Genomic DNA, 13,439 nt, shown 5'->3' on the forward strand with positions numbered 1-13,439 from the left:
ATGACGGAAACGACTAGAAAAATACGCTGGGGTGTTCTGGGGTGCGCCGGCATCGCCGCCAAGGCGGTTATTCCTGCCATCGAGTCCAGCCGTCTGGGCCGGGTTGCGGCGATCGCCTCGCGCGATCCGCAGAAGGCAAACGACATGGCACAACGCTTCGGTATCGCAAAGGCCTATGGCTCCTATGAGGCGCTGCTGGCCGATCCCGAGATCGACGCGATTTACAACCCCCTGCCCAACCATCTGCATGTGCCCCTGACGATCAAGGCGCTGCAACAGGGAAAGCCGGTGCTCTGCGAAAAACCGATCGCCCTTGATGCGCAAGAAGCGATGGAGCTTCTGGACGCCCAGAAGGCTGCCGGCCTACCGGTCGCGGAAGCCTTCATGGTCCGCCACCATCCGCAGTGGAAGCGAGCCAGATCACTGATTGCCGAAGGGCGGCTCGGCGAGGTGAGCGCCATCCAGACGATCTTCTCCTACTATCTCGATGATCCCCGGAACGTTCGCAATCAGGCGGATATCGGCGGAGGCGGCCTGTTCGATGTCGGCTGCTATGCCATCAACACGGCCCGGTTTCTTTTCGACGCCGAACCGCTGCGGGCGATTGCGCTGATCGAACGGGACCAGGTCTTCGGCACCGACCGGCTGGCCAGCGGCCTGCTGGCCTTTCCGCAGGGCCGCCAGCTTGCTTTTACCTGTTCAACCCAACTGGCGCTGACGCAGAAGATCACTGTGCTCGGCACCTGCGGGCGCCTGGAGATACCTGTTCCGTTCAATGCGCCTGCCGATTTGCCGACCCGGCTCATCCTCGATGATGGCCGCGATCTCGAGGGTGGCGGACGCACTGAAATCGCGATCGAGCCGGTCGACCAGTACCGTGAACAGGCTGATGCCTTCTGCGAGGCCGTGCTTTTCGGCACGCCACTCGCAACGGGGCTGGAAGACTCGGTCGCCAATATGAGGGTGATCGATGCGCTCTTCCGTTCCGCCGAAAGTGGCCGTTGGGAAGAACCCTGACCGGCTGAGCCGCTGCCACTTCTGATGACATGACAAACCGACTGAAAGACAGATCATGAAAGACCAGACCATCTCCTCCACCGTCATCATCGGCGCCGGCATTTTCGGCGTTTCGACCGGTGTCCAGCTTGCCAGGCGCGGCATCCGCGTGACCATTCTCAACGATGGCCCGGCGGCCAACGGCGCGTCAGGCCGTTCGCTCTCCTGGCTGAACTCCTCGCGCATGCGCTCCGAGCCCTACCACCGCCTGCGCATGGCCGGCATCGACCGCTATCGCACGCTGTTTGCGCAGCACCCCGATACGGATTGGCTGCGCTTCGACGGCGGTCTGACCTGGGATGCCGATGATGCCGGCAACGAGATTGCGGACGCCTATCGCCACGAGGTTTCGCTGGCCTATGATGCGCAGCATCTGGTCGCTGGCGATGTGGAAGGCATCACGCCGGGCGTTGATCCGCGCGGGATACCCTCGCAGGGTGCCATTTTCAATCCCGGCGAGGGCTGGGTGGACCTGCCGAGGCTGATCGAGGTGCTTTTGCAGGAATTTTCCGCTCTCGGAGGCGTGCTGGTGACAGATCAGGGTTCTGCGCGGGTCATCGTCGAAAACGGCAGAGCCATCGGCGCGCAAACCGCAAGCGGCGCACGTTTCGAAGCCGACGCCGTGGTGGTTGCCACCGGGCCGGCGGTGCCAAAGATGGTGGAAGAGAGTGGCGTGACCATTGGCGATGGGACGCCGATCGCCCTCCTGGTGCAAACGAAGCCGCTCGATCATCCGCTCCGCGCCGTGCTTAACACGCCGCGCGTCGCGGTTCGCCCGGCGCCGGGTGGGACCTTTTCGCTGGACGCGGATTGGGCCGCTGACGAGGGGGTGACGCTGCGCCCCGACGGCAGCTATGCAATCGACAACGCCGTCGTGGAGGCGCTGCTGGCCGAGACCAGCCGGATCATGGAGGGCAACCCGAAGCTCGAGATCGCCTCCATCGGTGTCGGCGGCAAGCCGATTCCCGGGGATGGCGAGCCGGTGATCGGTGCATTGAAGGCAATTCCGGGCTACTACATCGCCTTCAGCCACAGCGGTGCGACCCTTGGCCTGATTGTCGGTGAGTTGCTATCTTACGAAATCGTGACAGGCGAGGAGCATCCCATGCTGACTACCTTCCGTCCTGAACGCTTCGCCAGTCTTTAGAGTTCGTCAGGGAAAAGTGGCCCCCAGTTTTCCCGGGAAGACAAACGAAAACAAGAGAAGAGAGGGTCAGTCGGGTTTAATATGAACCCGACTGACTCTAAAGCCTGTCGCGCAACAGTATGCGCGGTTTTGCAATAACGACATGCGTTAAAACAAGAAATTCAAGCACGTTGCATGAGGCTGATAAGCCTCAACGTGCTTTAGATCTTGAAAACCAGATATACATTTCCAAAAAGTGCTAAAGGGATCATGGATAAAGGCAAGGCGTCTTTTGTTGGTTCCGGCGAGCGATGTCACTGTAACGCCTTGTGAGAAGCGGTTGCGATGGACATACGTGCATGACCCCCGCCACAGGCGACCGCAGAGTGGAAAGCTGCGGCCGGAGCCATGTCTCAATCCTCAAGGCCGAAGTCTCCCATGTAACCGAATTCAGGTTAAGGTGATATCGTCGGTCTGGTTGTATTTCCAATTTCGGTTGAGCTGACGTTGGCGTGAACCTCTCGGGCTGGACCAGCGGAGGCTTCAAACTACAGCGCCGTGCGCCATATATGGCGCACAAAGGTTTGCTGTATCGCTTTCCATCTAATGCATAATTCCTTAAATCGATTCCGATTTAAGGAATTATGCAGTAAGCCGCCTGACGGTCGAGTGGTGCTTAAAATTCGACTTGTGACTGATGGCGAAGGGCGCCACGGCTGGATAAGCCTATCATATCTCGCCGAGGAGCGGCAGAAGCGTCTTCCCCTGACGTTCGATTTCCTGAAGATAGGGCGTATCGGAGAGAATGAACTGGGTGATGCCAAGGTCGCGATATTTGTTGAGTGAGCGGGCGACATCCTCTGCCGAACCCACAAGCCATGTCGTGCCCGCACCACCGCCGCCAAATTTTCCTGGGGCGGTATATAGATTGTCATCCAGAACATCCCCCTTCGCGTAAAGATCGAGAAGCCGCTTTTGGCCGACAGCCACTTCGCGCTTGTGATCATGCCAGCCTGCGCCGCCGTTATTCGCCATCTCCGCCACTTTTGCCTCGGCATCACGCCAGGCTTCTTCTGTGGTGTCACGCACCAGCGTGGTGATGCGAAGGCCGAATTGCAGTGGTGGAAGATCGCGGTCGAGGGCCTTGCTGAGTGCCTTCAGTCGCTCAATGCGTTCCTTCACGCCCTCCAGCGGTTCGCCCCAGAACAGCTGTACATCCGCTTCCGTCGCCGAGACCCGTTCTGCCGCTTCCGACGCGCCACCAAAATAGAGCTTCGGATGAAGCCGCTCTGGTGTCGCCTTGATCCGTGGCTGGACGGTTGCGTTCTTTACCTTGAAATGCTCGCCCTCGAAGGTCACGGCCTCTTGCGTCCACAGCCTGCGGACAAGGCGCATGAATTCCTTCGTGCGGGCATAGCGATGGGTGCTGTCGCCTTCGCTGTCACCATAGGCTGCAAGATCGTCCTTGCCTGAGACAATGTTGACGCGGATGCGCTGGCCGCTCAAATGGTCGAGCGTGGCTGCTGCAGAGGCGAAATTGGCAGGCTTCCAGTAGCCGGGACGGATGGCGATCAGCGGCTGGAATGTTTTCGTTCGAGCGGCAAGAGACGTTGCGACGGTGAATGTGTCCGGCCGGCCCCAGCCCGTGCCGATCAGCGCGCCTGTCCAGCCATGCTCTTCCAACGCGGTCGCATGAGCGGTCAAGGCATCAAGGCTGTTGTGGTTTTGCGCGACCGTATCGCCCCGATGGCCTGCCTTCACGTCGTTCGGAATATACCAGAGAAACTCGGTTTTGCTGCTCATGCTGATGCCCGTATAGAAAGGAGGGAAGGATGTATGGGGTTACGCCGCGCGGGTTGGACGCCAGCGAAGAAGATCTTTGGTGATGCACCCAGACTAACAATTGAAACTATATTCTATAGAAATTATATTCTATTTTGACGAGAGAGGATGAACTATGTCACCGGGATGCAGCCATGCGACAGCAAAGAGCCATCAATCTGCCCCTGATCGCCCCTCTGAGCTTGAGGTCTAGGCGACGCGCTGCTTAGAGCGCTTTTCGATCTGATTGAATCAGATCGGCGCTCTAACTCTTTGTTTTTACGCATTTCCAGACGGAAAACCGGATTCCACTTTTCTCGGGACAATGCTCTAACGGAAGAACCGATTGGCAGGACGGGGCAGGCCAAGATGCTCGCGCAGGGTCGAACCTTCATAGTCCAAACGGAACAGACCGCGTCGCTGCAATTCTGGCACAAGCTTTTCCGTTACGTCATGGAGCCCCTGGGGCAGGAAGGGGAAGACGCAGGTGAAGCCGTCCGCAGCCTGTTCCTGCAACCAGCGTTCCATCTCATCCGCGATGGTCCTTGGCGTGCCGACGAAAGCGAGACCGGCATAACCGCCATAGCGCTGTGCCAGTTGCCGCACAGTCAGTTTTTCCTGCTCCGCCAGCCGCAGCACCTGCGCGCGTCCGCTTTTGCTGGCATTGGTTTCCGGGATTTCGGGCAAGAGCCCATCGGGATCGAAGCCGGAAGCATCATGTCCCAAAGCGATGGAAAGCGACGCGATTGCACTGTCGTAATGCACGAGACTGTCGAGCTTCGCACGCTTTGCCCTGGCATCCTCGACACTGTCGCCAATAACGATCATCGCCGCAGGCAGGATCTTCAGATGCGCCGGGTCACGATCCACGGCTGGCATCCGCCCCTTGATGTCGGCATAAAGCGCTTTTGCCGTTGTCAGATCGCGTGGGGCAGCAAACACGACTTCCGCCGTTTCGGCGGCCAATTGCTTGCCTGGTTCCGACTGACCGGCCTGCACGATGACCGGCCAACCCTGCACTGGGCGGGCGATGTTCAGCGGCCCGCGCACGGTGAACTCTTCGCCCTTATGATCCAGCACATGCAGCTTGTCCGGATCGAAAAAGATACCGCTTTGCTGATCGCGTATCATTGCGTCGTCGGCAAAACTGTCCCAAAGCCCGGTTACGACGTCAAAGAACTCGCGGGCGCGCTTGTAGCGCTCGCCATGCTCCACATGGTCTGACAGGCCGAAATTGCGGGCGGCATCCGGGTTGGACGTGGTGACGATGTTCCAGGCGGCACGACCGCCGCTGATATGATCCAGCGAGGCAAAGCGGCGGGCCACATGATAGGGTTCATCGAATGTGGTCGAGGCGGTTGCGGCAAGGCCGATCTTGTCCGTTACCGCCGCCAATGCCGACAGAAGCGTGAAAGGTTCGAAGGAGGTCACCGTATGGCTGCGCTTCAGGGCTTCCACCGGCATGTTGAGAACAGCCAGATGATCGGCCATGAAGAAGGCATCGAACTTCGCCCGCTCCAGGCTCTGGATAAAGGATTTCAGGTGGCCGAAGTTGAAGTTGGCATCCGCATAGGCACCCGGGTAGCGCCAGGCGCCCGTATGAAGGCTGACGGGGCGCATGAAGGCGGTGAGGTGAAGCGACTTGCTCATGGGACTGTCTCGCAGGAAGAAGAATGGGCCGCCGGCAAAATGCGACGAGGGCAGGATTGTCATATCGAAATGGACAGGCAGCGTTGCAAGGGGCTGCTTGTCTCTATCATGGCTTGCCTGCCCGGTTTTGGCCTTCAGTCTGGATAGGGCAGGCGGTAGCGGTCGCGGATGGTGCGGCCTTCGTATTCGCGCGGATAGACCCCGCGATCCTGCAGGATCGGCACGGCTTTTTCGACGAACTCTTCGATATCATCGGGCGCACGTGGCGGCTGCAGCGTATAGCCGTCCACGGTCCCGTCCTCCAGAAAGGTCTTGTTCCTTTTTGGAATGTTTTTTCGCGTTGGCCTAACAGACAGGCAGAGATTACCTCTTCATAATCGATATTTTCTACTAGATTTGTCGATATTATTTTGATGAGGCTCCCATGAAACTGACTGCCCTTCTGTCTGCCCTGTTTCTTGCCATTGCAGGGACGGCTATGGCTGAAACTGTGAAGATTGGTGTCGTGCCGGGTGTGTACGCCGATTCCGTTACAGCGCTGGTGCCCGAGGCAAAGGCTGCCGGCATTGATCTTCAGGTCATCGAGTTCAGCGACTGGACGACGCCCAACGAAGCGCTGAATGCCGGTGATCTCGATCTCAACTATTTCCAGCACGTGCCTTTCCTCACCAATGCCGTCAAACAGAAGGGCTATGACATCACGCCTATCGGTGTCGGTACGCTGGCCAATATCGGCATCTATTCCCTTAAGTATAAGGATTTTGCCAGCGTTCCGCAGGGGGCGACGGTTGCCATCGCCAATGACCCGGTCAATCAGGGGCGGGGCCTGCTGCTGCTGGCCAAAGGCGGATTGATCAAGCTCAAGGACGGCGTCGGCTTTCTCGGCACGCTGGATGACATCGTCGACAATCCGAAGAAGGTGACGTTCAAGGAAGTAGAAGGCCCGCAGTTGGCGCGCGTGACTGGCGATGTGGATCTGGCGCTCGGCTATCCGCATTTCATTATTGCGGCCAAGACCTTCGATCCCGGCTCGGCCCTGATTTTCTCCGGAATTGATGACAAGCAGTTCGCAATTGTCTTTGCAGCCAACAAGGCCAAGGCAGGCAATCCTGCCCTGAAGAAAGTAGTCGAGCTTTATCAGACGTCCAAGCCGGTACGCGAAGCAATTGACAAGGGCTTTGCCCACAATCCCAAGCTCTACACGATTGCGTGGGAAAAATGAGCGCCGTTCTTTTTGACGCAGCAACGGATGTTCTGACCGTAGCAGGGGTCGCTTCGCACAGCGCTGGGACTTTGGAAGCGTCATTCACGGGGAAGCCGGCGGCGGTTGCTGCTGGCTCCATCCGCTTTGAGGCGGTTGAAAAGACCTATGTTTCGTCGGCTGGCCCCGTAAAGGCTCTGACGGATATCACCATCGAAGTGCCCGGTGGGTCTATCTTCGGCATCATCGGACGCTCGGGTGCGGGCAAGTCGAGTTTGCTTCGCACGATCAATCGGCTGGAGCTACCAACCGGTGGTCACGTCCTGGTCGATGGCGAGGATATTTCCACGTTCCACGAGGATCAGCTTGTGGCACTGCGCCGCCGCGTCGGCATGATCTTCCAGCACTTCAACCTGCTGTCCGCCAAGACGGTGTTCGCCAATGTGGCGCTGCCGCTGGTGGTGGCTGGTGTGAAAAAGCAGGAGGTCAAGGAAAGGGTCGCGGCGGTTCTCAAGCTTGTGGGGCTGGAAGGCAAGGAAAACACCTATCCGTCTCGGCTCTCCGGCGGGCAGAAGCAGCGTGTCGGTATTGCCCGCGCACTCGTCAGTCGCCCGGAAATCCTGCTTTGCGATGAGGCCACCTCGGCGCTCGATCCTGAAACGACCCTTTCCATCCTATCCCTGCTGAAGGATATCAATCGACGCCTCGGTCTCACGATTGTTCTCATCACCCATGAGATGAGCGTTATCCGCGAGATCTGCGACCATGTTCTGGTGCTGGAAGCGGGGCGGATCGCCGAGACCGGGCGTGTGTGGGAAGTGTTCGGCAATCCCCGTCATGAGGCAACGCGGGCTCTGTTGAAGCCGCTTGATCGCGGTCTGCCGGAAGATCTGGCGGGACGCCTGAACTCTCGATGGAGCGGCAAGCCTGCGACAGCGCTGATCGAATTCACCTACACGGGTGTTGGCGGTTTACAGCCGGACCTCGGACGCATTCTGGCTGTCCTGGGCGAGGACACGCAGATCATTCAAAGCAATCTGGACCGAATACAGGGTCATGTCAGCGGACGGCTGATTGTAGCATCTGCCGCACGCGCCGACCTTCACCATCTCATCGCCAATCCTGACCTGGCGCATGCAGCAAGGATCATTGGTTATGACACCCCAAATGTATGACCGTCTCTGGCATGCCTTCCTCGATACACTGACCATGGTGGGCGTGTCTGCCATTGTCGCGCTTTTTGCGGGCGTTCCGCTTGCCCTGTTTCTGGTGCTTTCATCGCCTGGGGGACTTATTGACGCTCCACGGTCCAATCGGGTGCTGGGCGCGATGATCAACGGTTTTCGCGCTACGCCCTTTATCGTGCTTTTGGTCGCGCTTTTGCCGTTCACGCGACTGGTGACGGGAACCACCATCGGTGTTTGGGCCGCAATCGTGCCACTGTCGATCAGTGCGACACCGTTCTTTGCCCGCATTGCCGAGGTCAGCCTTCGCGAGGTGGAGTATGGTTTGATCGAGGCTGCTCAGGCCATTGGTTGCCGACGCCGGCATATTATCCGGCATGTGCTGCTTCCGGAAGCGCTACCGGGTTTGATTGGCGGCTTCACCATCACGATTGTATCGATGATCGGCGCCTCGGCCATGGCCGGAGCCGTGGGGGCCGGAGGGCTTGGCGATATGGCGATCCGTTACGGCTATCAGCGCTTCGATACCACGGTGATGCTGGCGGTGATCGTTGTGCTGATCGCCACCGTCTGTCTTGTCCAGTTTATTGGCGATACGGCAGTGCGCCGCTTGCGCGCACGATAATCCGGTTGATTCAACGGAAGCGGAAGCGATGATTTTACCCTGGACGCATCTTGCCATGGTCAGCAATTCTGAGACGGCGCAACGGCGCCGCGTCATGGCGCGATGTGACCACAGCCTTCCGATGTCTTCAAAATTCTGGAAAAAAGCATGTCCCTGCGCAAACAGATCCTGCTCAATGCCTTCAGCATGAATTGCGTCGGCCATATCAATCATGGCCTTTGGACGCATCCACGTGATCGTTCGCACGAATACAAGCAGCTATCCTACTGGACGGATCTGGCAAAAACGCTGGAGCGCGGCCTGTTCGACGGCATCTTCCTGGCCGATATCGTCGGCGTCTATGATATCTACCAGTCCTCAGTGGATCTGACGTTAAGAGAATCGATCCAGCTCCCCGTCAACGATCCGATCCTGCTGGTTTCGGCCATGGCGGCGGCCACGCAGCATCTGGGCTTCGGCATCACCGTCAACACGAGTGTCGAGGCGCCGTATACGTTTGCGCGGCGGATGTCGACGCTCGATCATCTGACCGAAGGCCGCATCGGCTGGAACATCGTCACTGGCTATCTCGACAGCGCAGTCCGGGCGCTTGGGCAGACAGGCATGAACGAGCACGACACCCGCTACGACCGCGCCGATGACTATCTCGATGTGCTCTACAAGCTCTGGGAAGGAAGCTGGGCGGACGACGCGGTTGTTCTGGACAAGACGCGTCGCGTCTTTGCGGAACCGGATCGCGTGCGGAAAATCCATCATAAAGGCCCCTACTATCAAAGCGAGGGCTATCATCTGGCCGAACCTTCGGCACAACGGACACCGGTGCTCTATCAGGCCGGCACATCGGGTCGTGGTCGGCGGTTTGCGGGTCGCCATGCCGAATGCATCTTCATCAACGCCATCGACAAGGCGGCTGCGGCAAAAACCGCACGCGCCTTGCGGGAAGAGGCCGTGGCTGCCGGACGCCGCCCGGAAGACATCAAGATCTTCGTCGGCATGACCGTCGTGCCGGGACGCACTGCCTCGGAGGCGGAAGCAAAGCTCGCGGATTATCTGGACCATGCCAATCCGGAGGCGGGACTTGCACACTTCGCCGCGGGCAGCGGAATCGATTTCTCGCGCTTTGAGCCGGATGAAGCGATTGAATATGCAACGGGCAATGCCATCCAGTCCGTTACGCAGCTGGCGCGGCAGAAGGGCTGGACGAAACGGCAGTTGCTGAAGGAACTGGCGATGGGTGGACGCTATCCGGTTGTCGTCGGGGACGGTGCCAAGGTGGCCGAGGAACTGATGTCCTGGGTGGACGAGGGCGGAATTGATGGCTTCAATCTGGCGCGAACGGTGGTGCCTGAAAGTTATGTCGATTTCGTCGATATCGTTGTACCGGAACTACAGTCGCGCTCTGCCTATAAGACGGCCTATGATGACGGCACGCTGCGCCGCCGCTTGTTCGGTGCAGGCGACAGGCTGCCGGATAACCACTATGGCAGCCAGTTTCGTCGTCTAGAGCACGTCCGGTGAACACGGGTTCACCGGACGTGCTCTAAGTTTTTGTTTTTACGCATTTCCGGACGAAAAACCGTGACTACACTTTTCCTGGAAATGCTCTAATCATGGAACGAAGGCGGCCCGCTTCATTGTGGCCCGTTTCAGACTTTGTGCGATTGCCTCACGAAATCGATAAATGCGCGCAAAGGCGCAGGTACAAGGCGCCGCCCTGGATAATAGAGGAACGGACCGGAAAACTGCAGCCACCATTCTTCCATCACCGGTATCAAATCGCCTCTATCGAAGTATGGCCTTAGCCAATCCTCAAAAATATAGAGCATGCCAGAGCCCGCAATAGCTGCGTCGATGCCAAGATCGGTGCCGCCGCCGAATTGGACAACGAGGTTGCCTTTAGGATTGATGACGACTTCCTCCCCGTCGCGTTCGAATTCCCAGGAGGGAATGGCGCGTCCCGGAAACCGCCCGAGAATGCAATCATGCGCGAGCAGCTCTCGTGGATGTTGGGGTCTGCCTCTCGTCGCCAGGTAATCCGGCGACGCTGCAAGGGCGTAGCGCTGCTGGCGCGGGCCGATCGGTAAAGCCACCATATCCTGTTCGAGGCGTTCGTCATAACGGATGCCGGCATCGCAGCCGCTTTCTATGATGTTGACGAAATTCTCGTCGGTCACGATTTCCAGTCTTATGTCGGGATAGGCCTTCAGGAATGGCGGTACGATCGGAGGCAGGACCAGCCTTGCCGCGCTCATCGGAACATTAAGTCTGAGCTGTCCCGCAGTGCGGCCGCGGCTGCTTCTTACTTCGTTGAGCGCCGATGCCACTTCAGCAAATGCGGGTTCAAGGCGCTCCAGCAAAAGACGTCCAGCCTCCGTCGGGACCACGCTCCGGGTCGTGCGATTGAGTAGTCTTATCCCAAGGTTTTCTTCCAGGCGTTTCACCGCATCGCTCAACGCCGAGGAACTGACGCCACTTTCGCGCGCGGCATGCCGAAAACCTCCGGATCGAGCCACCAGCAAAAACGCATTGACATCCGTAATGTCCGACACCGCGCGCTCCGATCGCTGATACCGATTGTCCGCTCTCACGGACAGCCTGTCCGGATTATATCTTCTTGTGGCACATATGCCACCGCTATATTTGTAAGGAACACAAGGAGATAAACTATGGGTATTGTGGATACTTCAGGAACCTTCATGCTTGGCGATCATGCGGTGCGCCGGCTGGGCTATGGCGCGATGCAGCTTGCGGGAAAGGGCGTGTTCGGGCCTCCGCGCGATCGTCCGGAGGCCATAGCCGTTCTGCGCGAGGCGGTGGACAGCGGTGTCAATCACATCGACACCAGCGATTTCTACGGCCCGCATGTCACAAACGAGATTATCCGTGAAGCCTTGCATCCCTATGACAGCGGCCTTGTGATCGTCACCAAGGTCGGCGCGGTCAGGGGAGCCGACGCGTCATGGAATCCAGCATTTTCGCGCGCGGAGCTCACACAGGCTGTTCATGACAACCTCCGCAATTTCGGCCTCGATGTGCTCGATGTGGTCAACCTGCGCGCCATGTTCGACGTGCATGGTCCCGCGGAAGGCTCGCTCCATGAGCCGCTTGAGGTTCTGGCGGAATTGAAGCAGAAGGGCCTGATCAGGCATATCGGGCTCTCCAATGTCACGGCCAAACAGATCGAGGACGCCGGAACGATCACCGACATTGTCTGCGTGCAGAACCAGTATAATCTTGCGCATCGCCAGGATGATGCCTTGATCGGTATGCTTGCGTCTCGCGGCGTCGCCTATGTGCCGTTCTTTCCTCTTGGCGGCTTCTCCCCACTGCAATCCTCGACCCTGTCGAACGTGGCCAGCCGCCTCAATGCCACTGCGATGCAGGTGGCGCTTGCCTGGCTTCTCCAGCGATCACCAAACATTCTTTTGATACCCGGAACCTCTTCACGGGCTCACCTTCGGGAAAACCTGGCATCGGCGCAGATCGAGCTTTCGCCGGAAGCCCTGTCGGAGCTGGAAAAGGTTGCGGCCTGACGCTGTTTGAGCCGGCTGCCGCGACAACACAGGCAATGCCCGAGCCAAACGGACTGGCAATCCCTTCGGCTTTTCCGGCCATAAAGCGGCGGCAAGGCTCGGGATCGCCGTTTCAACGGCGCAGGTGCGCTCCAACGGCGTGCAACTGGTAGAAGCCGGGCGCCTGCTCGCCGACGGGACGATCCGGGGCAAGACCGTTCTCCTCAACGAATGAAGCTGTGTGCCCTGACTGAAAAGAGGAAAAGGCCTTTGTCCCTGCTTATGGTACCGGGATGTGATCGCGGGGACATAAATTTGCAGTTTTGTTCGAACGGAGCGCTGTCCCCGAGCAGAGAGGCGAAATGGCGGCGAATGGTTCAGGAGACTTTGAGGGCTCTTACATAGCCGGCAGTTTCATGGGCATGAACGCGGGTGAACCTGATCAACTGATCAAAATGACGCTGCATTTTCCGAATGGAATCGGTGTTATTGAGGACAAGATACATTCCACCCACGAAAATCGCCGCCCGCTGAGAGCCGAAGATCGTATAGGGAACCGAAAACCGCTCCTTTTCAGCAAACAGAAATAGACGAAATGAAGGATAGAGTTCGGTGATCAGGTCTGCCATGTGTTGCAACTGCTCGGCGCGAACCTCCCGTTTCAAGCCACTCCACATGCCGCTTCCATGGGCAAACGCTTCCAGCGTCTCCTGCGGCATGCAGACTTCCATGTCAGTGCCAGGTTGACGGTTGTAGTCGAGACGGAAGGCGGTTTCGCTTGCTTGCGCCCTTACGCTTTGATGAGCGCTTTCGGCCTCAAATGCAATGATTTGCGGAGTGCGAAGCAGATCCGGAATGCGGGCCGGAACATAGCGTATCTTGGAGCCCGTCGCCTCCGCATGCCATTTCATCAGCAGCGTGTCGGTATAATCTTCCCCACCTTCCTCTATCTCGAAGCTCGGGCGCAACTCCCCTGTCAGCCCCGGATCGTGCGAGATGCCGAGAAGCCAGTCCAGTGAGACTGAATGACGTTCTGCGATATTGAGCAGTGTTTCCACCCGCGGGAGGCGTGCCGAATCGCCCGACAGAAGCTGTGAGAGAGCGGAACGGTCGATGCCAATTCCCGTTGCAAAGGCGGAGTGAGACGAGCCGGAGCGCGTAACGAGTTCCATCAGCCTGACACGGAACAGATCAGCAAGAGTCCGCTTGTCCATAAAACACCCCATTGTTTATAATTATTAACATCTTCTATTTTCTATTATCA

General features: G+C 58.3%; 11 protein-coding genes and 1 pseudogene. 7 read left to right on the forward strand and 5 right to left on the reverse strand.

Annotated elements, in window-relative coordinates:
• Both QO005_RS19590 and QO005_RS19595 read left to right on the forward strand, forming a co-directional pair.
• Positions 1 to 1,017: a Gfo/Idh/MocA family protein gene (locus QO005_RS19590; protein WP_307159715.1), complete on the forward strand. Its 1,017-nt coding sequence runs from the start codon at positions 1 to 3 to the stop codon at positions 1,015 to 1,017.
• Positions 1,018 to 1,072: 55 nt separating this feature from the next.
• Positions 1,073 to 2,203, forward strand: a complete 1,131-nt coding sequence (locus tag QO005_RS19595; RefSeq protein ID WP_307159716.1) for an NAD(P)/FAD-dependent oxidoreductase — start codon at positions 1,073 to 1,075, stop codon at positions 2,201 to 2,203.
• 708 nt (positions 2,204 to 2,911) lie between these two features.
• Here QO005_RS19595 and QO005_RS19600 read toward each other — a convergent pair.
• The 3 genes and pseudogenes from QO005_RS19600 to QO005_RS19610 all read right to left on the reverse strand — a co-directional run.
• Positions 2,912 to 3,985: an LLM class flavin-dependent oxidoreductase gene (locus tag QO005_RS19600; protein ID WP_307159717.1), complete on the reverse strand. Its 1,074-nt coding sequence runs from the start codon at positions 3,983 to 3,985 to the stop codon at positions 2,912 to 2,914.
• Between the two features lie 348 nt (positions 3,986 to 4,333).
• On the reverse strand, positions 4,334 to 5,653 hold the full coding sequence (locus QO005_RS19605) for an LLM class flavin-dependent oxidoreductase (RefSeq protein WP_307159718.1): 1,320 nt from the start codon (positions 5,651 to 5,653) through the stop codon (positions 4,334 to 4,336).
• A 134-nt stretch (positions 5,654 to 5,787) separates the two neighbouring features.
• Positions 5,788 to 5,955: pseudogene (locus tag QO005_RS19610) on the reverse strand (NtaA/DmoA family FMN-dependent monooxygenase); the annotation flags it as partial.
• A gap of 122 nt (positions 5,956 to 6,077) precedes the next feature.
• On the opposite strand from QO005_RS19610, the gene QO005_RS19615 reads away from it, so the two are divergent.
• The 4 genes from QO005_RS19615 to QO005_RS19630 all read left to right on the forward strand — a co-directional run bounded on the left by QO005_RS19615 (position 6,078) and on the right by QO005_RS19630 (position 10,181).
• Positions 6,078 to 6,875 carry a MetQ/NlpA family ABC transporter substrate-binding protein gene (locus QO005_RS19615; protein ID WP_307159719.1) on the forward strand — a complete coding sequence of 266 codons (798 nt, stop codon included), beginning with the start codon at positions 6,078 to 6,080 and terminating at the stop codon, positions 6,873 to 6,875.
• Positions 6,872 to 8,029 carry a methionine ABC transporter ATP-binding protein gene (locus QO005_RS19620; RefSeq protein ID WP_307159720.1) on the forward strand — a complete coding sequence of 386 codons (1,158 nt, stop codon included), beginning with the start codon at positions 6,872 to 6,874 and terminating at the stop codon, positions 8,027 to 8,029. Before QO005_RS19615 ends, QO005_RS19620 begins: the two co-directional genes overlap by 4 nt.
• A complete protein-coding gene (locus QO005_RS19625) occupies positions 8,010 to 8,663 on the forward strand; it encodes a methionine ABC transporter permease (protein WP_307159721.1) in 654 nt (217 codons plus the stop codon). Before QO005_RS19620 ends, QO005_RS19625 begins: the two co-directional genes overlap by 20 nt.
• A gap of 147 nt (positions 8,664 to 8,810) precedes the next feature.
• Positions 8,811 to 10,181, forward strand: coding sequence for an LLM class flavin-dependent oxidoreductase (locus QO005_RS19630; protein ID WP_307159722.1), 1,371 nt, complete (start codon positions 8,811 to 8,813; stop codon positions 10,179 to 10,181).
• Positions 10,182 to 10,309: 128 nt separating this feature from the next.
• Here the strand turns inward: QO005_RS19630 and QO005_RS19635 are convergent, their stop codons facing one another.
• On the reverse strand, positions 10,310 to 11,212 hold the full coding sequence (locus tag QO005_RS19635; RefSeq protein WP_307159723.1) for a LysR family transcriptional regulator: 903 nt from the start codon (positions 11,210 to 11,212) through the stop codon (positions 10,310 to 10,312).
• Between the two features lie 117 nt (positions 11,213 to 11,329).
• Between QO005_RS19635 and QO005_RS19640 the strand changes: the two genes are divergently transcribed.
• Positions 11,330 to 12,196: an aldo/keto reductase family oxidoreductase gene (locus QO005_RS19640; RefSeq protein WP_307159724.1), complete on the forward strand. Its 867-nt coding sequence runs from the start codon at positions 11,330 to 11,332 to the stop codon at positions 12,194 to 12,196.
• Positions 12,197 to 12,552: 356 nt separating this feature from the next.
• On the opposite strand, the gene QO005_RS19650 is transcribed toward QO005_RS19640, so the two are convergent.
• Positions 12,553 to 13,389, reverse strand: coding sequence for a helix-turn-helix domain-containing protein (locus tag QO005_RS19650; protein WP_307159725.1), 837 nt, complete (start codon positions 13,387 to 13,389; stop codon positions 12,553 to 12,555).
• Between the last annotated feature and the right edge of the window lie 50 nt (positions 13,390 to 13,439).

The organism is Allorhizobium paknamense (assembly GCF_030815125.1).
Lineage (GTDB): Bacteria > Pseudomonadota > Alphaproteobacteria > Rhizobiales > Rhizobiaceae > Allorhizobium > Allorhizobium paknamense.

Excerpts from the sequence above, each read along its gene's own strand:
- QO005_RS19590 (WP_307159715.1), top strand. The coding sequence starts at position 1 with ATGACGGAAACGACTAGAAAAATACGCTGGGGTGTTCTGGGGTGCGCC.
- QO005_RS19595 (WP_307159716.1), top strand. The coding sequence starts at position 1,073 with ATGAAAGACCAGACCATCTCCTCCACCGTCATCATCGGCGCCGGCATT.
- QO005_RS19600 (WP_307159717.1), bottom strand. The coding sequence starts at position 3,985 with ATGAGCAGCAAAACCGAGTTTCTCTGGTATATTCCGAACGACGTGAAG.
- QO005_RS19605 (WP_307159718.1), bottom strand. The coding sequence starts at position 5,653 with ATGAGCAAGTCGCTTCACCTCACCGCCTTCATGCGCCCCGTCAGCCTT.
- QO005_RS19615 (WP_307159719.1), top strand. The coding sequence starts at position 6,078 with ATGAAACTGACTGCCCTTCTGTCTGCCCTGTTTCTTGCCATTGCAGGG.
- QO005_RS19620 (WP_307159720.1), top strand. The coding sequence starts at position 6,872 with ATGAGCGCCGTTCTTTTTGACGCAGCAACGGATGTTCTGACCGTAGCA.
- QO005_RS19625 (WP_307159721.1), top strand. The coding sequence starts at position 8,010 with ATGACACCCCAAATGTATGACCGTCTCTGGCATGCCTTCCTCGATACA.
- QO005_RS19630 (WP_307159722.1), top strand. The coding sequence starts at position 8,811 with ATGTCCCTGCGCAAACAGATCCTGCTCAATGCCTTCAGCATGAATTGC.
- QO005_RS19640 (WP_307159724.1), top strand. The coding sequence starts at position 11,330 with ATGGGTATTGTGGATACTTCAGGAACCTTCATGCTTGGCGATCATGCG.
- QO005_RS19650 (WP_307159725.1), bottom strand. The coding sequence starts at position 13,389 with ATGGACAAGCGGACTCTTGCTGATCTGTTCCGTGTCAGGCTGATGGAA.